This is a genomic window from Marivirga harenae (assembly GCF_030534335.1).
Taxonomy (GTDB): Bacteria; Bacteroidota; Bacteroidia; order Cytophagales; family Cyclobacteriaceae; genus Marivirga; species Marivirga harenae.
This window is the reverse complement of sequence record NZ_CP130565.1, coordinates 4203349-4222003: the sequence shown is the minus strand read 5'-3', so window position 1 is coordinate 4222003 and position 18655 is coordinate 4203349. Positions and strand designations below refer to the sequence as shown.

Sequence of the window (18655 nt, the reverse complement as noted above, 5' to 3'; positions counted from 1 at the left end):
CGATAAAAAAAACTATGAAGCTATTTTTAACCTTAATTGTGAATGTAATAGCCATTACCACTATTCTTGCGCAAAAACCCTCAACAATTATTCTGACAAGCAATAAAGCAATCCCACAGGGATTTTATTTAAATGTTCAAGATCAAGATTATGGATTTGATCCTGAAAAAGAGTCACATGAATTATCAATTACAGTAGAAGGGCCTGAATATGGTTTCTTAGTCTCTCCCAAAGGTAAAACATATATGTTTTGGTACGAAGAGGGGGAAGTAAAACTGAATTTCCAGCAGAGCTTAATGAAAGATGAACTATTAGTTGATGGCTCGACTAGTCATATAATATATAAAAGTTTAGACGAAGCCTCAAAATTCAGTGATTTTAAGTCAGTGTTTCAAGAAAATAGTCAATCGACTGTTGCTTTAAACTATATTGAAAGTAAATACAAATTTCTAGATTTTAGTGCCAAGGAATTTCAAGAAATACATGAACTAATTGCTTCAGATAGTCGGAATTTAACGCCCAGATTCAATGCGTATATTGAAGTAATGGATAAAGAAAAGCTAGAGAAAAATAGTCAGTTTATAGATTTTGTCGGTTTTGATAAAGACGGTAAGGCTTTTAATTCTGCAGATTTCAGAGGGAAGTATTTGTTGATAGATGTTGCAGCTACTTGGTGCAGACCTTGCTGGACTGCTTTTCCATATATGATAAAAAGTCTGAATGAATATCAAAACATTCAGTTTTTGACTCTAAATGAAGATAATCGTACTGAGAGATGGCTTGCAATGGCTAGTGAAAGAAAACTAGATATTACGTGGCCAGTATTGTGGGAAGTAGAAACAGGGAAAGAGAAGCTTCTTCACCAATATAAGATCGATTCTTTTCCTACCTATATTCTAGTGGATCCAGACGGTAAGGTTGTTGAAAGATGGAGTTTTTCTAGCGAGAAAGTATTTTCACTGAAGCTAAAAAAATATTTGAAAAAAATGTAAATTGTATGTTTACTAACACCTTATTACAAAATTTCGAAAAACAGAACTTTTATCAGACATTTCAATTTTTGCGGTAACATTTGTTACGCCTTTAGGATGCATCAGCCTCTACTTTTGTCAAAAATTTAATTTATATTATGACATTGATAGAGATAATAGGATTTTTAAGTGCAGCAATTATCGGCATTTCTTTAGGACTGATTGGTGGAGGAGGATCAATCCTGACGGTTCCAGTCTTAGTATATTTATTAGGAGTTAATCCTGTCACGGCTACGGCATATTCACTTTTTATTGTAGGTTTTAGCTCACTTTTAGGTGGAGTAAATTATGCTAGAAAAGGATTAGTTGATTACAAAACAGGGATCGTTTTCACGATTCCCGCTTTTATTTCGGTATATCTTACTCGCTTGTTATTGGTACCTGCATTGCCTGATACCTTCTTTTCAATCAATGGTTTTGAATTCACCAAATCAATTGGGATAATGGTACTTTTTGCCTTGTTGATGATCGCTGCTTCCTACTCAATGATCAAAGACAAAAAAGCATTAAAAAAAGAGTTGAAGGATGTAGATGCACCAAAAAAATATAATTATCCACTAATAATTATCGAAGGATTAGTAGTAGGGGCTTTAACTGGCTTGGTTGGAGCTGGAGGAGGTTTCTTAATTATTCCTGCTTTAGTTGTGTTAGCAAAATTGCCAATGAAGCAAGCTGTTGGTACTTCCCTCTTAATTATAGCCGCAAAATCACTAATTGGGTTTATAGGAGATATTCAATCAGGCAGTGATATTGACTGGATATTTTTAGGGATTTTCACTGCGATTGCTGGCTCGGGTATTTATATTGGTTCATACTTATCTAACCTAGTTGATGGACAGAAGCTGAAAAAAGGTTTTGGATGGTTTGTCTTAATAATGGGATCTTTCATGATCGTGAAAGAATTGTTTTTGTAGGTGAACAAAAATCCATAGCATGCTAAGGTTGCTTATTCTAGGCTATATTTTGAATTCTTTTTATTTTACATTAATATATTTCTCTAACTGAAATCCTTTCAAATAGATACTTGTTAATTTAAAAGCAAGCTATTTTGTTTGTAACCAAAGTTACTATCCCTGTCAGCTTATTTCCGTTCGAAATATTAAAGAAAAAGAGTGATTATGAATATTAAACATTTTTATGACGAGGCTTTAGCTCAGGGTTCATTTGCAATTGAAAGTGAAGGTAAGGTGGCATTAATTGATCCATCGAGAGATATAAAGCCTTATTTAGATTTTGCCGATCAACATGATGCAAAGATTGTAGCGGTGTTTGAAACCCATCCGCATGCTGATTTTATCAGTAGCCATTTAGAGCTGCAGAAAAAGTTCGGAGCAGAGATATTTATAAATGAAAAAGTGGGTGTGAATTATGACTTCAAACATATGGGTCACGGAAATCATGTGAAAATTGGTAATGTTACATTTAAAGCACTATTTACACCTGGACATTCACCTGATCATAATTCATATTTATTGCTAGATGAAAATGGAAAGCAAAAGGCTGTGTTCACAGGTGATTCCTTATTTGTGGGTGATGTAGGCCGTCCCGACCTGAGAGAAGGAGCTGGGAATATTCAGGTAAGCGGGAAAGATTTGGCGGGCATGATGTACGATACAATAAATAATGTCTTCTCAGAATTATCAGATGAAACAATTGTATATCCTGCTCATGGTGCGGGATCACTTTGTGGTAAAAACATGAGTAGTGAGTTGAGCAGTACTATAGCTAATGAAAAGGCTAATAATTGGGCTTTCCAGATAGAGGATAAAGATAAGTTTGTTGATGCTTTTTTAGAAGGACAATCCTTTATTCCAAAATATTTTCCGAATAGTGTTGAAGTCAACCGAAAAGGAGCAGCGGAACTTGAAACGTCCGTTAAGAATGCCAGTAGAAAAGAGGCAATAGAGATTCCAAAGGGATCAATTATTATAGATTCAAGAGCCAAAGAGGCTTTTAAGAAAGGTCATTTAAAAGGTGCCATTAATATTCAGAATCAGGAGGCTGATAAATTTGAAACATGGTTGGGTTCGATTGTTGGTCCAGAGGAGGAGTATTATTTAATAGCAGAAAACGAAAATGAATTGGAGTTTGCAATTTATAGAGCTGCTAAAATAGGGTATGAGTCTAATCTCGTAGCAGGAGTAATTAATCCAAAAGGGGAAATAGTAACAGATGCATCAGTAAATCTTGAGGATTTCAAAAATAACCCAGATGCTTACACCATAATTGATATCAGAAATAAATCGGAAGTTGCTGATGGAAAGTTTTTTGATTCAGCTCTTAATATCCCACTACCAGAATTACGAGAAAGAGTAAATGAAATTGATACTCAGAAACCCGTTATTGTGCACTGTGCGGGTGGGTACCGTTCAGCAGCTGGTTTTAGCATTATTAAAAGTAAATTACCCACGGCTAAAGTGTACGATTTAAGCGATGAGGTTAATGAGTTTAAATGAAGATTTTTAAATCGTATTAACACTTTCTATTGCTCTAATTGGGATGTGAATACCACCCTTCAGCATAAGGTGGTGTTCACCAACTCCCCAAACAGTGGTTTCAACTTCTCCTTTTCCTCCGTCTTGTAAATGAAAAGTGATTTTAACTTTAGTTTTTTCAAGGTTTCCTAAAGACTGGGCCCTAATTAAATCTGACATTAAATGTTTTTTCTTGGTGACATCGCTGAATGCTTCATTAACTGTAAAATGAACATTAGCCAAATCTTCTTTTTTTAAAATTTGATTTTCCATCTCCAATCGTTTTAATCTTTCAAACGGAAACGACTTGGCCTTGATCGTATGTATTTATCTAATTATTTATTGAAATTTTAAATATTGGTCATATAAAATATTGATGATATGTAGTTTGTGAGTATATTTTATCCCAAAAGATAGTCTTTAAATAGTCTTCTCTTTTAGTTCTCCAGTCCTGTATGCAAGTAATAATTCCTTCAAATCAGCGATTCGTTCTTTTATATTTTTCCCATCATCTACGTCTCTGATCCGTTGTTTGCTTTCTGATTGATCAAGAAAAACTTCGCTATAAGCAATATCTTTTTCATCGGCTATTGCGATCTTCTGGCTTTCAAAAGTTTCGTGTGCAATTAACTGTCTACCGTAGCAATTATGCATCAAAGTAAATCCCGCTATTCCTGTTTGATCTTGATAGGCCTTTGAAAATCCACCGTCAATAACGACTAGCCTTCCCGCTCCCTTTATAGGACTTTCTCCTTCTTTTACAGAAACCGGAACGTGACCATTTAGAATCACAGCTTCAGACCCGAGGCCAAAATCTTCCAAAATCATTTTACAAGTCTCCGCATTATCACGGTAGTTGTAATAGTAGTTCTTATTTTCGATCTGAATACTTTTGTCTTCTATGAAATAACGTTCAAATGTTGCCATTTTATGTTTCCCAAAAATTGGGGAGTCTGGACCAGCCCATAAGTACCAAAGAATATCTACGCCTTTAAGTTTTTCTTCGGATTCGTTTCGGGCTGCAAAAGCTAATTGAACTTGCTTATCAAAATAATCCATTAATGCTTTACCCTTATAAGATCTGTGGTCGATTCGAACTGCTTTTAAGAGACCATTTGAATTCAAGGGAATACAGCCATGATACAATAAGTTCTTATTGGTAACTTTATACATGCTGCCTTTCTCAAAAAGAAACTTAGCATGGGCTTGAAGTTTAGTGCTCTTTTGAAATGATTCTACTAATTGATCCATTAAAAATCTTTCCTCAGGATGCAATTTGGTAAGGTTACCATTTTCTAGAGTTGGAAAATACCGATCTTTTAAGGGATAAGATTTTCCTTCTATTTTTACTTTCCCATTTCTTAAATCTATTTCAGACATAAATAGTCTGTCATTCATACCGAATTCAGGTCTGCGTTTTACGAGCTGATGCTCCAACTTGAATTGAATAATAGATATGGCCTTGTGCATCAGCCGATTCAACCATTCTTCTGAGCTGCTGTGGATTTCATCAGGAGCTACTTTTGGATTGAAAATAATACCTTTATCATTTTTATAGTACTCTAGCGCAAAGGATGCCAAAGGCAATAGGTTGATTCCATAGCCTCGCTCCAGAGTGTTGGTATTGGCATACCTTAAAGATAATCGAAGGACATTGGCTATGCAGGCTTCTGAACCACATGCTGCACCCATCCACACAATATCATGATTGCCCCACTGAAAATCAACCGAATAATGATTCATTAGCTCATCCATAATTATTTCTGCACCTGGGCCTCTGTCATAAACATCACCAATAATATGGACTTTATGTATGGCTAATTTTTGAATGAAAAATGACAATTGGATAATTAATTCATCAGCTTGATCAATTTCGATAATACTATTGATAAGATGCTCATAATAATCATTCTCATCACCCAAATCTCGTTCTGCCACTAATTCAGTAATAATTTCATTAAAGCCCTCTGGTAATAAGCTCTTCAGTTTTTTGCTTGCATAGATAGAAGCAAAATCTCTTGTTAATTGGATTAATCTGACAATTGTTTTGAGATAAAACGCTTTTAGATTTTCGGAATTTTCCTTGATTAACTCTAGCTTTTCCTGAGGATAGTAGATGAGTGTCGCCAATTGCGCCAAATCATTTGCTGAAAGTTCACAGGTAAAAAGCTCCTCAATTTTCTGTTTAATAACGCCTGATCCATTGCGCATTAGATGTTGGAACGCTTCATGTTCACCATGAACATCACTAATGAATATCTCAGCCCCTTTGGTTAAATTCAAGATTGAACTTAATGAAACTATTTTTGTAGAAACCGATAATTTATTTGGGTACTTTTCAGAAAGGAGTTTGAGGTATTTTTTGTCCAATGGCATTAGTTACGGCTACTTACTTTATTTGAAGATACGGTTTCTATCATAACTAACCAATCATTTTATTCAAACTGTTTTTCTAAACCGATTGCCTTATTGGTTGAACTAATGGATGGAAAATGCTGTATACTTTAAAAATAATTTAGCCGAGTTAAAACTTTTTCTTCTTACCCTTCATCATAGATTCAAATAAGTCATAAATTGAATTGAACAAGATGTACGCGGTGCAAAACGAAGATTTAATATCACAAGCTCAAACAGGAGACACTTACGCCCAGAGCGAATTGGTAAGGGAGTGGTATCCGCGTATTTATAATTATGCTTTCAAATATTTTGGCGATGCTGATTTAGCCTCAGAAGCAACACAGCAGACTTTCATTGCCATGCATCATAAGATTGGGCAATTAAAAGAATGCGATAAGTTCAAACCCTGGATTTACACTATTGTCACGAATATTTGTAGGCAAGAAAGTAGAAAAGGAAAAAGACACCGATGGCTCAGTTTTGATCAGTTGTTATCCAAACAAGAGGAAGATAGTAGCCCTGCATGGGAAGTTTCGAAACCACGAGAAAGCAATCCTGAGCAAAGCTATTTGCAAGGAGAATTGGGAGATATTTTGACAAAATGTCTGCAGCAACTCAGCAAAGATCAAAGGGAAGTATTGATTATGAAAGAATATGAAGGCTTGAAATTTAGGGAAATAGCGGAGGCATTGAATACTTCTGAAAACACAGTTAAATCAAGATTGTACTATGCATTTTCCCATATGAGGAAATTATTAGCAAAAGAAAACATTACAGAAAAAAGTTTAAGATATGAAAACTGAAGATTGGAAAGCGAAAATGATGGACTATCTCTATGATGAGATGAGTTCAATAGAAAAGGAAGCATTTGAAAAGGAGTTGGCTCAGAACCATGAGCTAAAAGAAGAATTAAAAGCTTTTCAGAGTGGTAAAAATGTATTGGGAAACTGGGAAGATGAAAAAGTAAGTGCACCTCCATTTTTTAATGTACAAAAAAGCACTGAAAAACAGCATGGTCAAACTGCTCTTAAATGGTTTTTATCCATTGCAGCTTCCCTGCTACTATTAATGATTGCAGGAAAATTCACAGGTCTGCAAATAAGTAAGCAAACCAGTGGATTTCAAATTGCATTTACACATGAAAATCAATCCAATCCACAACTTGATAAATCAGAAATCCAACAAATGGTAAATGTTGCTTTGGCCAACTATGAAGATAAATTGGATGTAGAACGAAAAGAAGATAAACAGGAGTTAGAGAAGTATTTATCTCTGCAAAGCCAACAAAATAAAAAGCTAATCAATAATTACCTCACCGGATTACAAGAAAGTAATATGCAAATGATGCAAACCTATTGGAAGGAAGGTACTGAACAACAACAGCTTTACACTCAACAGTTACTCACAAATTTTGCTGACTATATAGAAGAGCAAAGAAAAGAAGACATGGACTACCTATTTGCAAAAATGGAGTTGATGGAATCAGACAAAGATTTATTCAAAATAGAGACCGGCCAGATGATCAATAGTCTAGCTAGTAATCAACAAGAAGAACAGGCTTATTGAGAAAATTAAAGCACGAGCTTGAAAGCTCGCTCAAGCAAAGAAAGATTTTAAAACATTAAATACTAGAAAGATGAAAAAATATAGTTTAATAGTAGCATTATGCCTTTTTGTAGCCACAACTTTAGCGCAAGAAATTGATAGCCGAAAAATGGACAAAGACTTAAAAGTAGCCCAAACCGTTTTAAACAGTTTGGTTAATGAAAATAGATCTATCCATTGGAGCAATGACAGCCGAGATAAGCAAACCCAATACATCGAAGGATATGGTGTGATTTTATCTCTACCAAAAAGCAATGTTTTCGGTTTCGGTTTTACATCTGATATGCCGCCAATGCCTCCAATGCCTGATATTTCAAATGCTATTGCTAAAAGTTTTGAAGTAATAGAAGACATACAAATTGATATGGAAGATGAAGAAGAAATGGAGGCTGAGGTTCGGGCAGAACTTGAAAAAGAAAGAGCCGAAAGAAGAAAGGAATTGGCAGTAAGACAAGCGGAATTGGAAAAAAGAGCAGCTGTTGCTATGGAAAGAGCTCAAGTCAAAATCCACCAAATGGATAGCATGAGAGAAGAAAAGGCAGTGGAAAACAGAGAAAATATTGTTGATTTTCTGTTAGATTACGGTCATCTTATCAGTCAATTAAAAGATTCTGACAAAATTTTGGTGATGGAAAAAGGACATGATGTAAGATTTTACAGAGATGCAGGACGAGTAGAAAAATTGAAATCGAACAGACTTTCTGTAGAGGCCAACGTAAAGGACATTAGAGCTTTTCAGGCTGGAAAAATTGACAGGAAGGAAGCTAAAAGCCGAATTATTGTAAACACAGTGAAGGAAGAAAAACCTTTGGCTAAAGATTTGACTTTATTCCAAACTATCATCAAAAGACTATATGCTCGCGATTTGTCAGAGACTTACTATATCAACGGTGGAATGCCTGCAGAACAAATCGAAGGCTTAGGCGTGATTTTTTATATGGATATGGTTTCTTCTACTAAATCTGGTTCAGATGGTTGGAATGTACCCACTCAAGAACAGAAAAATCTTTCCCAAGAGGAAAGAGATGAGCTGATCAAAGATCTATACCCGAAATTTGAAGAGGATCTTAGAAACAACATTGTTGAGTATGCACAAAACGTCAATAGTCTGCCAGAAGGCGAGCAGTTAATTTTTAAAGTCAGCGTTACCCAATGTGAAGGCTGCGGAATTCCAGAAACCCTTGAACTGCAATTAAAATCTAAAACATTAAAAGATCTAAAATCTGGAAAGATCAATGAGAATCAAGCAAAAAAAGAAATCAAACTAACGAAGGGCGATATGCAGTAAGCCCTACTATAAACCCCAAGTGAAACCATCTTCAAACAAAATTGAAGATGGTTTTTTTTATGCCGTTTTCAGAGTATTATTGCATCAAGAACCGAGATCTGGCCATCATGATGGCTTCAATTTTAATAAACTATCGAAATGATTAAATTTTTCATTGGTTGGAACCAAACCGTCATGAGAAACAATTCTTCTCAATTTCAATTTAAAACCACCTTTTTAGTACTTACTCTACTACTATTGACTTTTTGCAATCAGTCAACATTGGCTCAAAATGGCGAAATATACGGGATTGTAAAATCAGAAAATGATGAACCAATGCCTTACACTAATGTGGTGATATTAGGTCAAGCAATTGGCACTTCCACCAATTATGATGGTGAATATTCCCTAAAACTAAAGCCAGGCGATTATAAAATCAGTTTTCAATTCATTGGTTATAAAAGTGAAGTGCGTGATATTTCTCTAAATGCCAATGATAAAATTGAAATTAATCCAGTCTTAAGTGTTGAGAAGGTGTTTTTAAATGCTGTGGAGGTAAGTGCAAAAGCAGAAAATCCGGCTTATGAAATCATACGAAATGCCCAAAAAAGTCGAGAGAAGTACTTAAGCGAAAATAAAAACATAAGTTATAGTATTTATACTAAGCTTTTTGGCAAGGCCGAGACTAATTCAGATAATATGATTAACTTTTTTGGAACGATGCTTACACCTAAAAATGGGATATTCTATCTGTCTGAATCTGTCAATAGGGTTTATCAATATGAACAAGATAAGAAATTACAGGAATTAAAAGCATCCTTGGTTCTGGGAGATGATTTGAGTGCGAGCGAAAATAATCCTGTATTTATAGATTTGTATCAAAACAGACCATTCTCGGTAGGGTCTCAAATGGCACAAATAAGAATTGCATCTCCAATTGCTACTGATGCATTTAGCTTTTATGATTACGATTTTCTGGGATCCTTTGAAGAGGCTGGTTTTACTACTCATAAAATCAAGCTAATTCCTAAAGGAAACGATAGGAATACGTTTACTGGAGAAATTTATATTATTGATGGCAGTTGGAGAATTTACCAGTCTCACATCTTTTTAAAGAGTATGGCTGGGGATATAGAAATCAGAACTCAAACAATTAAAAATGATGAAACTGGGACTTTCCTACCATTTTCATCTAATTTGTTTTTGGAGAAGACTGGAAGTAATCTGGAAGTATACTATCATAATGTAGCATATGATTACGATTTTAGCGCTACAAAGCCTGAGCAATCGGAGCAACTTAATAAGCTAATTGATAAATCTGACTACTCAAAGCCTGCCTCATGGTGGGAATCTACGAGGCAAGTTGAATTGACAGAGGAAGAGCAACGAGCCTACCAAATGGACAGGGCTACCAAAGGAAATTCTTTTGAACTTGAAAAAAGTGATAATGACAGCTTATACCAAAGCCTCATCGCAAAAGAAAAGAAACCAAATCCCTTGCAATTCTATAGAAAGGCCATGGCAGAAGGTGAATGGAATCTCAGCGAAAAACTAGGATTGGATGTAGGTATTTTTACTTTTAATACTGTGGAGGGTGGTGTAATAAAGCCTAGCTTAACTTTCCAAGATCAGTTTAAGAATGAACATAAATATTCAGCTTCTGCATCATTACGCTATGGTTTTGCAAGTCATGATTTCTATGCCAAGGGGGCTTTTTCATATGAATTGAATCCTGCAAATATCAGTTTTATTGAATTGGAAGGCGGAAACTATATAAATCAAATATCAGGAAGGCCTTTGATAACCGATTATTTGAACATGTTATATACTGTATTTGAAAAGCAAAATTTCCAAAAGCTTTACAGGAATGATTTTATTTCCTTAGAATGGAGAAGGGAGATTGTAAATGGATTAGATATAACACTTGGAACTTCATTTAATAAAAGGCATCCTTTAGAAAATAATTCTGATTTCAATTGGTATGATGAAGAGGAAGAAGCTAGGGAATTCAGTCCAAACCAAGCGCTCATTCAAGGACAATATCGCTCCTTTGAACAAAATGATTTATTAAAAAGTAGTCTTTTGCTCTCTTATCAACCAAAAAGGAAATTTGATTTAGTAAATGGCAGGAAACTCCCTCTGTCGTCTAAATATCCAGTTTTCACAATTGGTTTTGATGTAGGAGTGCTGGATACCGAGTATAGCAGATTCTGGGGAAATGTGTCAGATGGATGGAGTTTGAATTCTGTAGGTTTTAGCAAAATCAGCGTCAGTTACGGACAGTATTTAACAGGAAGTAATTTGACTCCTATCGACTTTTTCCATTTTATGGGTAACCAAATTTTCATTTCTCAAAATCAACGGCAATTTGGCTTAGCATTCCAATTACTTGACTATTATCAACATAGTACCTCAGAGTATTTTGTAGGAGCCAATTTCGAGCATGATTTTGATGGTGCTATTTTGGGACGTGTACCACTCTTGAAGAAAATTGGACTTAAGTCTTATTTCATGGCTAATTATTTACAAACAGCAGAGAGTCCCAGATTGCTTGAGCTAGGTGTTGGATTAACATCTTCCTTTTTACCAATTCGACTTAATTATTATTTTGGGTATGAAAATGAACGCTTTTTGCAGCATGGTTTTATTCTTACTTCCTCTTTTTAATTATGATCCGATTTTTTAATAAATTTAAAGTTAGTTTAAAGTAGTAATGTGAAGTTCAAACAAGATGTCCAAAAAATCGACCTTATTATATCTCTCAGACCTTTACTACCCAGCCAAAGGCAGAAATTACTATGAAGAAGATCTATACATCACTTCTCAACTGCAAGCACATTTCAATATCTTAATTGGCAATCCGCAGCAGGCATTAGCCTTTTTGGCTAAAGCTGATTTTATCGTGTTCAGAAATACAGGACCAGTGGCCTACTATCAAGACTATTTCAATGAATTTGTAGAAGCAGTAAAGCAAAAAGGAATTCCAACTTTCAATTCATTTGATGGAAAAGCTGATATGAAAGGGAAGCAATATTTGCTTGATTTATTTTCAATAAATTTCCCAGTTATTCCTACCGTTGACAAGATCGCTGATTTGAATTCACTTCCACCATCTCCACAGTATATCATCAAGCTTAAAAATGGAGCAGATTCTATTGGTATGGAAAAAGTGACTCAAGAGGAATTAAGTAAAGCCGATTTGAATAGTAAGCTTATCCAGCCGTTTATTAATTTTGAATATGAGGTTTCCTTTTATTTCATCAATAATGAATTTCAATATGCCTTATACGCACCAGATAAAAGTAAAAGATGGGAATTAAAAGTCTATGAGCCTTCAAATGGGGATTTAGAATTTGCTCAGAGTTTCATCGATTGGAATAATATGGAAAGAGGAATTCAAAGGGTAGATGCCTGCAAAGTGAGAGATGGACGCCTATTATTGGTAGAATTAGAAGATTTAAATCCATTCTTATCTTTAGATCTGTTAAGTGAAAAAACAAAAAGTGGATTCATAAACAAATTTGTATCAGCAATGAAGGAAATCACTTTTTAAGTAAAACAGCATGTCAGAACAAAGATTTAAAGTATCATTAACGCCCCATTCAAAATTCATTTTCTCTACATCAGGAAGTGCCAGCTCTATTGAAAGACATAATTCAGCACTTCAGAAATTAGAACTTAATCTGCTGTATTTCACTTTTCCTCACGAAATCGCAGCAAAAGACTATGCTGACCTCTTGCGTTCACCGATCTCAAGAGGTGGCGCAGTCACTGGTAAAGACGGACTTAAATCCAAGATTATTCCCTTTTTGGATGAAGTAGAGCCAATTGCGAAAAAAACCTTAGCCGTTAACACCGTAGTGAATGAAAATGGCAAACTGCATGGATTCAATACGGATGCGATCGGATTGAAAACGGCTTTAGAAAATGCTTTAAAATCAACTGCGCATTCCATTAAAACAGCAGCGATATATGGAAATGGCGGAGTATCGGGAGTAGCTTACCACATCTTGAAAGACTTGGGCTTGAGGGTAGTGTTGACGGGAAGAAGTCCTGAAAAAGTGAATGCTAAGAAAGAGGACTTAGGAATTAAAGATGATGAAATATCAGCACCTTATGATCTGATAGTAGATGCGACTCCTATCTCATCACAGCCTAATTTCTTAGACGCAAAAGGCTTTTCCGAATTGCTAAACAATTGTAAAATGCTTTTCTGTCACAATATGCCCGAAAAGGATAACAAACCCAATTTCTTAAAGAGCTATTGTGAAGAAAATAATATTGAATTCATTCCCGGCAGTGCCATGTATAAAGCACAATTGGTTCGACAGTATCAACTCTTTATTGGAGATATATCAGCAGAAGTAATAATAGAGAACTGGAATCTTACGGACTAACATTTTCATTCTATTTAACATCTAAAATAGAAACCCAATAAGAATTAGTACTTTTACGGACTTGAATAAATAACACCAATGGATTTACTGAAAAGAAATATTGAAGCGTATCTAGCCAGAGAAAAAAAGTCAATGGCTGATTTTTTAGATGGTTTTAACATTCAAAGATTGGATCAACTTTCTCTAGGTGATTTTAAACTTTTTTGTGCTGAAAGTGAATTAGATTATGCTAATATGCTCTGTAGACCAATGTTTGTTGATAAATCTAAAATTGAGGACATTAAACTTTTGATTTTGGATGTGGACGGTGTTATGACTGATGCGGGAATGTTCTTTACTGAAAATGGCGATCAGTTCAAAAAATACAATGCCAAAGATGGAATGGCTATAAAAGCCCTGGAGAAGTTTGGCATTCAAACGGGTATTATTTCTTCCGCTCATAAAATCAAGATGGTGAAAGTCCGTGCTGAAATGCTGAATATCAAAAACCTTTATGTAGGAAGCGAGCCTAAAATTGATATCCTTTTAGATTGGTGCGAAAAACTAGACATTAAACTATCTGAAGTCGCCATTATAGGCGATGACATCAACGACTTAGCGGTCATGAAAGCAGTAGGTTTTTCTGCTTGTCCTGCTGATGCAGTTTTAAGAGTGAAAGAAACCGTGGATTTAGTTCTAGATACCAAGGGCGGAAAAGGTTGTGTAAGAGAATTTATTGACTTCTATTTATTAGATGAACCAGTCGGGTAATAAAAAAGAAGGCATGACCTTAAGCCATGCCTTTTGAATTATGATTCAAAGCTTGCATTCAATGAAATAGGCACAGCACTTAATGCTTTTGAAATAGGGCATCCTTCTTTAGCGCCTTCTGCCATTTCTAAAAATTCTTTTTCGGACAAACCACTAACTTTACCTTTTACGGTCAATTTAATCTCTTTAATGGCAAAGCCCTCTCCTTCTTTATCTAAAACCACTTCTGCCTGAGCGTCAATTTCATCAGGTGTATGACCTGCTTGTGAAATAGCCACACTTAATGCCATAGCATAACAGCCCGAATGCGCAGCTGCTATCAATTCTTCAGGGTTTGTTCCTAAAGTTCCATCTTCATTTTCAAATCTACCTTTAAAGGAATAAGGCGTATTGTCAAAAAACTTATTGGAACTGCTTAAATGTCCTTTTCCATCTGTTGCAGTACCTTTCCAATTTGCTGTTACTTTTCTTTTAATTGCCATAGTTGTATTTTTACGTTTTAGTTCATATGATTTAACCTCCCTTACACTTATAGGTTACATTGTAGATTCTTTCACTTGATAGCATCTTGAATTTAGAAAACATCTGACTTCCTACTTTCAACATAATGTTTCAATTCTAACTCAAAACCTGTAATTTTGCATTTCAATATTCAAATCTTTAGTATCCATGAATTTATCAGTGAGATTAGAAGCCTTTAAGACTTTAGGAGAACAATTACGAAATATGAGTGAATCCGAATTGGATGAATGGTATTTCCGAGCAACAGCCCATAATAACTGGTTTACTCGTGAAAATGTAGTGCATGCAGTTAAGGCTTTAGGTAGGATGTTAGAGACTGAAAAACTAGAGCAATGGATAGAAAAATATGATTTAGCTGAAGAAAGTTCTAAAAAGATAGCCGTTATCATGGCGGGAAATATTCCACTTGTTGGTTTTCACGATTTCTTATCCGTATTGATTTCAGGACATAGTGTTATTGCCAAATTAAGTTCTCAGGATCCATATCTATTGAAAGAAATTGTTGAAAAGTTAGTGGCTATCAATCCAGAATTTGAAAATAAGATTGAACTGACTCAAGAGACTATTGGTGGTTTTGATGCCGTGATAGCAACAGGTAGTAATAATTCTGCGAGATATTTTGAGCAATATTTTGGTAAATACCCTAATATAATCCGCAAAAACAGAAGCTCAGTAGCCGTTTTAACAGGAAAGGACTCTGAAGAAGAAATTCAAGCTTTGGGTAAAGATATTTTTCAATATTATGGTCTGGGATGTCGAAATGTAAGTAAGCTACTAGTACCCGAAGGATTTGATTTTTCTCCATTCATCAAGGCTTTAGAAGGCTTTAAATGGGTGGCAGATCATCATAAATGGGTAAATAATTATGATTACAATAAATCAATCTATTTAGTAAATGACGAGCCCCATTTAGACTCAGGTTTTTTCCTGATGAAAGAGGACGAAGCTTTAGTTTCTCCCATATCAGTACTGTTTTATGAATTTTACAAGAGCGATAAGGAATTAGAAGAAAAGCTCTCAAAACAAAAAGAGCAAATCCAATGCGTAGTACAACAGGGCGCTGAAATAGAACCAGGAAAAGCACAACAGCCAGAGCTATGGGACTATGCGGATGGAGTGGATACTTTAGAATTTCTTTCAGATTTAAATTAATTCAAGGCTACATTTTTGGACAATTAGATCTAGGCGTGTAATTTTCAAGAAAACTGCTAAATGTCTTTTTCCACATCCTATATTAAGCTAGTAGAACGATTTCTTCCTTCACCCTTTGTGATAGCAATTCTATTAAGCGGAATTACATTTTTTCTTGCTTTGTTATTTACAGCTCAAGAGGGGAATGTACTGGAGCAATCGCAAAGCATTTTAGGTTATTGGCAAACAGGATTTTGGGAGTTATTGGCTTTTACCATGCAAATGGTACTCATTCTACTTTTAGGCCATACGCTTGCCCTGACACCTTTCTTTTCCAGAATTATTCACAAAATTGCTTCTATTCCCAAAAACACTGCACAGGCAGGATTTTTAATTAGTTTTTTCACCATTATCATGAGTTTTCTAAACTGGGGGCTATGCCTGGTTTTTGGTGCCATATTGAGTAGAAGAATTGGCGAGAATTTCACAGCGCAAAATAAATCCTTCAACTATGGAATATTAGGTGCTGCGGGTTATTCAGGAATGATGGTTTGGCATGGTGGATTGTCAGCTTCTGCACCCTTGAAAGTAGCAGAAGCAAAGCATTTTTTAGTAGATAAAATAGGGGTCATCAGTATTTCCGAAACGCTGTTTTCTACTATGAATATTATCATAAGTTTTGTGATTTTGATTGCCGTGCCAGCTTTGTTCTACCTATTAGGGAAATATTTTAAGTCAAACTCTGATTATCAATCAATACTAACTTATACAGAAGAAAAAGTTAAAGAGAGCCAATCAAATGACAGTGAAAACAAGGCTTGGATAGCTTATGCTTTAGGTGGAGTGATGCTCATAAGTGCTCTATTATTTGCAGTAGACAAATTGCAATCCAATCAGGCATTTATGGATTTGAATTTTGTCAATTTTCTATTCCTTACTTTTGGGATTTTACTTCATGGCAGCCTAGCAAAATTTATGTCAGCTGTGAATTCTGGTATTCAAGGAGTGAGTGGAATCGTAATTCAGTTTCCTCTTTACTCTGGAATAATGGGAATCATGAAATATTCCGGCTTGGTGATTTTAATATCCGATTTTTTTGTTTCTATATCTACAGCTACATCATTTCCAATTTTAACTTTTTTCAGTGCTGGCTTAGTGAATTTTTTCGTCCCTTCTGGTGGCGGACAATGGGCTGTGCAAGGTCCAATTGTGGTAGAAGCAGCACAAGCTTTAAACATTCCCATTCCCAAAATAGTAATGGCACTGTCTTATGGCGACCAGATTACCAATATGCTGCAGCCATTTTGGGCCTTGCCTCTATTGGGGATAACACAACTGAAAGCTAAAGATATCCTGCCTTACAGTCTATTTGCTTTGATTTTAGGTAGTTTGATTTTTATTGGAGGATTGTTGGTTTTTTAGTTTTCAAGTATTTATGGTTTGAAAATCGAACATTAAGACGTATAACTTTTTTTTAAATGCAGATCGCATCACCCCCTTGTAGCCCCCTGATTGTTATTACGTTAAGGAAATTTCCTAAATGCGATTTTCGCTTTAGCGAAAAACCTTTGTTTTCTTTTGAATCTTTTGTGATTAAATAATAATGCTTGTGAGCAGGTACAATCGGCAGCATATTTCCACCATAAAAGAGACAAGAGAACACAAAGAAAAATAACCTTGGTTATTTTTTAGGATTTCAGTAAAAGATATGGCTTATATCTTAAATAAATAGCATTCCAGTTTCCAAGGTCGGTGGCAAACCGACCACCTATTCCAGCTAGGTGCTTTTGGTCGGTAAGCCACCGACCGAGGATATCATTTAATTAATTAGCTACCATTGCTCATTATAGGAGAAAAGAAATTGAGAAGAAGTAAAAAGAATAGAAGTTTAGTTTCTCCTTGCCTTTATAAACTTGTTTTATCATTCTTTAAATACCAGCACTCAAATGCCCTTTATCATTATACTTCACCATCTGAAACATATTCTTTGTTGCTCTGATATGATATAAAGCTAAATTCGAATGTTGAAAGATGTCCATATCAGAAAGTGGATAATTGAATAGCTGAGCCAATAAAATTCGCATTGCTCTACCATGCATGCAAATCAACACTTTACGCTCTTCCTGTTTGCTCATAATATATTTCATAGCATCCAATTGACGCATCGCCACCTGATCTGGAGACTCTCCGCCTTCAACAGGCAAGGATGTTTCTCCATTTTTCCATCTATCCAACATGGCGTAATAATATTTATTTTCCTCAGGCGTAAAAGGCTGTCCTTCACGAGTGCCCCAACTGATTTCATTTAAGCCCGACAGCTTTTCAAAAGAAAGTCCTTGATCGATAAATTCTTTTACCGATTCATAAGTCCTTTTCAAATTCGAGATATATAATTTATCAAAAGGGAAATGGCCATAAGCTTTAAAAAATTCCGCAGCTTGTTTTCTGCCTGTATCATTTAGCGAAGCGTCAACACCACTGCCCTGAACTATTCCTTTTAAATTGAAGTCAGTTTGTCCGTGGCGAACTATATAGATATCTTTAATCATAATTGTGATTTCTGAATGAATCAAATTCAGGAAATATTGTTCATTATTGAATCTGAATCCGTAATTTTCGGCTCGAAAATACAAAACAGATTTAGTGTAATAGCTATGGATAGAAAATTTCTTCAAAAGCCTAGTGTGGAAGAACTCAATAAATTAGGTAAAAACACCATCTCTGAAGTATTAGGGATGAGTTTTACTGAAATAGGTGATAATTATTTAGTGGCCAAAATGCCAGTTGACAAAAGAACCCACCAGCCTTATGGCTTATTGCATGGTGGTGCATCTGTGGTCTTAGCTGAAACTTTGGGCAGTGTGGCTGCAATGCTGATGGTTGATCCAGCAAAATTCTATTGTGTGGGGCTAGACATAAACGCCAATCATATACGTGGCATTAAAGAAGGGTGGGTATATGGTAAAACAACGCCAGTCCACATTGGTCGAACTACACAGGTTTGGCATATTGAAATAATGAATGAGCGTGAACAATTGATATGTGTTAGTCGTATTACAATGGCAGTGGTTAAAAAATAAT

At 35.4% G+C, this 18655-nt stretch carries 17 protein-coding genes; 13 read left to right on the top strand and 4 right to left on the bottom strand.

From position 1 onward, the window contains the following. The first annotated feature begins 14 nt into the window (after positions 1 to 14). The 3 genes from Q3Y49_RS18045 (at position 15) to Q3Y49_RS18035 (ending at position 3487) form a co-directional block, all read left to right on the top strand. Positions 15 to 992, top strand: coding sequence for a TlpA family protein disulfide reductase (locus tag Q3Y49_RS18045; RefSeq protein ID WP_303270033.1), 978 nt, complete (start codon positions 15 to 17; stop codon positions 990 to 992). Positions 993 to 1129: 137 nt separating this feature from the next. Further along, the gene (locus Q3Y49_RS18040; protein WP_303270032.1) at positions 1130 to 1945 is read left to right on the top strand and encodes a sulfite exporter TauE/SafE family protein; all 816 of its coding nucleotides are present in this window, start codon (positions 1130 to 1132) and stop codon (positions 1943 to 1945) included. A gap of 204 nt (positions 1946 to 2149) precedes the next feature. After that, positions 2150 to 3487, top strand: coding sequence for an MBL fold metallo-hydrolase (locus Q3Y49_RS18035; RefSeq protein ID WP_303270031.1), 1338 nt, complete (start codon positions 2150 to 2152; stop codon positions 3485 to 3487). Positions 3488 to 3493: 6 nt separating this feature from the next. On the opposite strand, the gene Q3Y49_RS18030 is transcribed toward Q3Y49_RS18035, so the two are convergent. Both Q3Y49_RS18030 and Q3Y49_RS18025 read right to left on the bottom strand, forming a co-directional pair. Continuing rightward, positions 3494 to 3778 carry a hypothetical protein gene (locus tag Q3Y49_RS18030; protein WP_303270030.1) on the bottom strand — a complete coding sequence of 95 codons (285 nt, stop codon included), beginning with the start codon at positions 3776 to 3778 and terminating at the stop codon, positions 3494 to 3496. A gap of 147 nt (positions 3779 to 3925) precedes the next feature. Then, positions 3926 to 5881, bottom strand: a complete 1956-nt coding sequence (locus Q3Y49_RS18025) for a fructose-1,6-bisphosphatase (RefSeq protein ID WP_303270029.1) — start codon at positions 5879 to 5881, stop codon at positions 3926 to 3928. 212 nt (positions 5882 to 6093) lie between these two features. Here Q3Y49_RS18025 and Q3Y49_RS18020 point away from each other — a divergent pair, with 212 nt between their 5' ends. The 7 genes from Q3Y49_RS18020 to Q3Y49_RS17990 all read left to right on the top strand — a co-directional run bounded on the left by Q3Y49_RS18020 (position 6094) and on the right by Q3Y49_RS17990 (position 13921). Further along, a complete protein-coding gene (locus tag Q3Y49_RS18020; RefSeq protein WP_303272126.1) occupies positions 6094 to 6705 on the top strand; it encodes an RNA polymerase sigma factor in 612 nt (203 codons plus the stop codon). Further along, entirely contained in the window at positions 6695 to 7468 is a 774-nt protein-coding gene (locus Q3Y49_RS18015; RefSeq protein ID WP_303270027.1) for an anti-sigma factor family protein, read from the top strand. Before Q3Y49_RS18020 ends, Q3Y49_RS18015 begins: the two co-directional genes overlap by 11 nt. A gap of 70 nt (positions 7469 to 7538) precedes the next feature. Continuing rightward, positions 7539 to 8795 (top strand): hypothetical protein, encoded by a 1257-nt coding sequence (locus Q3Y49_RS18010; protein WP_303270026.1) that lies wholly within the window; start codon positions 7539 to 7541, stop codon positions 8793 to 8795. 138 nt (positions 8796 to 8933) lie between these two features. After that, a complete protein-coding gene (locus Q3Y49_RS18005; RefSeq protein WP_303270025.1) occupies positions 8934 to 11441 on the top strand; it encodes a DUF5686 and carboxypeptidase regulatory-like domain-containing protein in 2508 nt (835 codons plus the stop codon). 64 nt (positions 11442 to 11505) lie between these two features. Continuing rightward, positions 11506 to 12327: an ATP-grasp domain-containing protein gene (locus Q3Y49_RS18000; RefSeq protein ID WP_303270024.1), complete on the top strand. Its 822-nt coding sequence runs from the start codon at positions 11506 to 11508 to the stop codon at positions 12325 to 12327. Between the two features lie 10 nt (positions 12328 to 12337). After that, positions 12338 to 13171 carry a shikimate dehydrogenase family protein gene (locus tag Q3Y49_RS17995; RefSeq protein WP_303270023.1) on the top strand — a complete coding sequence of 278 codons (834 nt, stop codon included), beginning with the start codon at positions 12338 to 12340 and terminating at the stop codon, positions 13169 to 13171. Between the two features lie 78 nt (positions 13172 to 13249). Then, positions 13250 to 13921: a KdsC family phosphatase gene (locus Q3Y49_RS17990; RefSeq protein WP_303270022.1), complete on the top strand. Its 672-nt coding sequence runs from the start codon at positions 13250 to 13252 to the stop codon at positions 13919 to 13921. A gap of 38 nt (positions 13922 to 13959) precedes the next feature. Here the strand turns inward: Q3Y49_RS17990 and Q3Y49_RS17985 are convergent, their stop codons facing one another. Further along, the gene (locus tag Q3Y49_RS17985) at positions 13960 to 14403 is read right to left on the bottom strand and encodes an OsmC family protein (protein WP_303270021.1); all 444 of its coding nucleotides are present in this window, start codon (positions 14401 to 14403) and stop codon (positions 13960 to 13962) included. A gap of 187 nt (positions 14404 to 14590) precedes the next feature. Between Q3Y49_RS17985 and Q3Y49_RS17980 the strand changes: the two genes are divergently transcribed. Both Q3Y49_RS17980 and Q3Y49_RS17975 read left to right on the top strand, forming a co-directional pair. Next, entirely contained in the window at positions 14591 to 15595 is a 1005-nt protein-coding gene (locus Q3Y49_RS17980) for an acyl-CoA reductase (protein ID WP_303270020.1), read from the top strand. 60 nt (positions 15596 to 15655) lie between these two features. Then, positions 15656 to 16996: a short-chain fatty acid transporter gene (locus Q3Y49_RS17975; RefSeq protein ID WP_303270019.1), complete on the top strand. Its 1341-nt coding sequence runs from the start codon at positions 15656 to 15658 to the stop codon at positions 16994 to 16996. 506 nt (positions 16997 to 17502) lie between these two features. Here the strand turns inward: Q3Y49_RS17975 and Q3Y49_RS17970 are convergent. Continuing rightward, positions 17503 to 18123 (bottom strand): histidine phosphatase family protein, encoded by a 621-nt coding sequence (locus Q3Y49_RS17970; protein ID WP_303270018.1) that lies wholly within the window; start codon positions 18121 to 18123, stop codon positions 17503 to 17505. A 15-nt stretch (positions 18124 to 18138) separates the two neighbouring features. On the opposite strand from Q3Y49_RS17970, the gene Q3Y49_RS17965 reads away from it, so the two are divergent. Beyond that, a complete protein-coding gene (locus Q3Y49_RS17965) occupies positions 18139 to 18654 on the top strand; it encodes a hotdog fold thioesterase (RefSeq protein WP_303270017.1) in 516 nt (171 codons plus the stop codon). Position 18655: the final 1 nt, after the last annotated feature.

Bases quoted from the DNA above. Each gene is read 5' to 3' on its own strand.
- Q3Y49_RS17995 (WP_303270023.1), top strand. From the start codon at position 12,338: ATGTCAGAACAAAGATTTAAAGTATCATTAACGCCCCATTCAAAATTC.
- Q3Y49_RS17985 (WP_303270021.1), bottom strand. From the start codon at position 14,403: ATGGCAATTAAAAGAAAAGTAACAGCAAATTGGAAAGGTACTGCAACA.
- Q3Y49_RS17970 (WP_303270018.1), bottom strand. From the start codon at position 18,123: ATGATTAAAGATATCTATATAGTTCGCCACGGACAAACTGACTTCAAT.
- Q3Y49_RS18010 (WP_303270026.1), top strand. From the start codon at position 7,539: ATGAAAAAATATAGTTTAATAGTAGCATTATGCCTTTTTGTAGCCACA.
- Q3Y49_RS18020 (WP_303272126.1), top strand. From the start codon at position 6,094: ATGTACGCGGTGCAAAACGAAGATTTAATATCACAAGCTCAAACAGGA.
- Q3Y49_RS18005 (WP_303270025.1), top strand. From the start codon at position 8,934: ATGATTAAATTTTTCATTGGTTGGAACCAAACCGTCATGAGAAACAAT.
- Q3Y49_RS17975 (WP_303270019.1), top strand. From the start codon at position 15,656: ATGTCTTTTTCCACATCCTATATTAAGCTAGTAGAACGATTTCTTCCT.
- Q3Y49_RS17990 (WP_303270022.1), top strand. From the start codon at position 13,250: ATGGATTTACTGAAAAGAAATATTGAAGCGTATCTAGCCAGAGAAAAA.
- Q3Y49_RS17965 (WP_303270017.1), top strand. From the start codon at position 18,139: ATGAATCAAATTCAGGAAATATTGTTCATTATTGAATCTGAATCCGTA.
- Q3Y49_RS17980 (WP_303270020.1), top strand. From the start codon at position 14,591: ATGAATTTATCAGTGAGATTAGAAGCCTTTAAGACTTTAGGAGAACAA.
- Q3Y49_RS18025 (WP_303270029.1), bottom strand. From the start codon at position 5,881: ATGCCATTGGACAAAAAATACCTCAAACTCCTTTCTGAAAAGTACCCA.
- Q3Y49_RS18035 (WP_303270031.1), top strand. From the start codon at position 2,150: ATGAATATTAAACATTTTTATGACGAGGCTTTAGCTCAGGGTTCATTT.
- Q3Y49_RS18045 (WP_303270033.1), top strand. From the start codon at position 15: ATGAAGCTATTTTTAACCTTAATTGTGAATGTAATAGCCATTACCACT.
- Q3Y49_RS18040 (WP_303270032.1), top strand. From the start codon at position 1,130: ATGACATTGATAGAGATAATAGGATTTTTAAGTGCAGCAATTATCGGC.
- Q3Y49_RS18000 (WP_303270024.1), top strand. From the start codon at position 11,506: ATGTCCAAAAAATCGACCTTATTATATCTCTCAGACCTTTACTACCCA.
- Q3Y49_RS18030 (WP_303270030.1), bottom strand. From the start codon at position 3,778: ATGGAAAATCAAATTTTAAAAAAAGAAGATTTGGCTAATGTTCATTTT.
- Q3Y49_RS18015 (WP_303270027.1), top strand. From the start codon at position 6,695: ATGAAAACTGAAGATTGGAAAGCGAAAATGATGGACTATCTCTATGAT.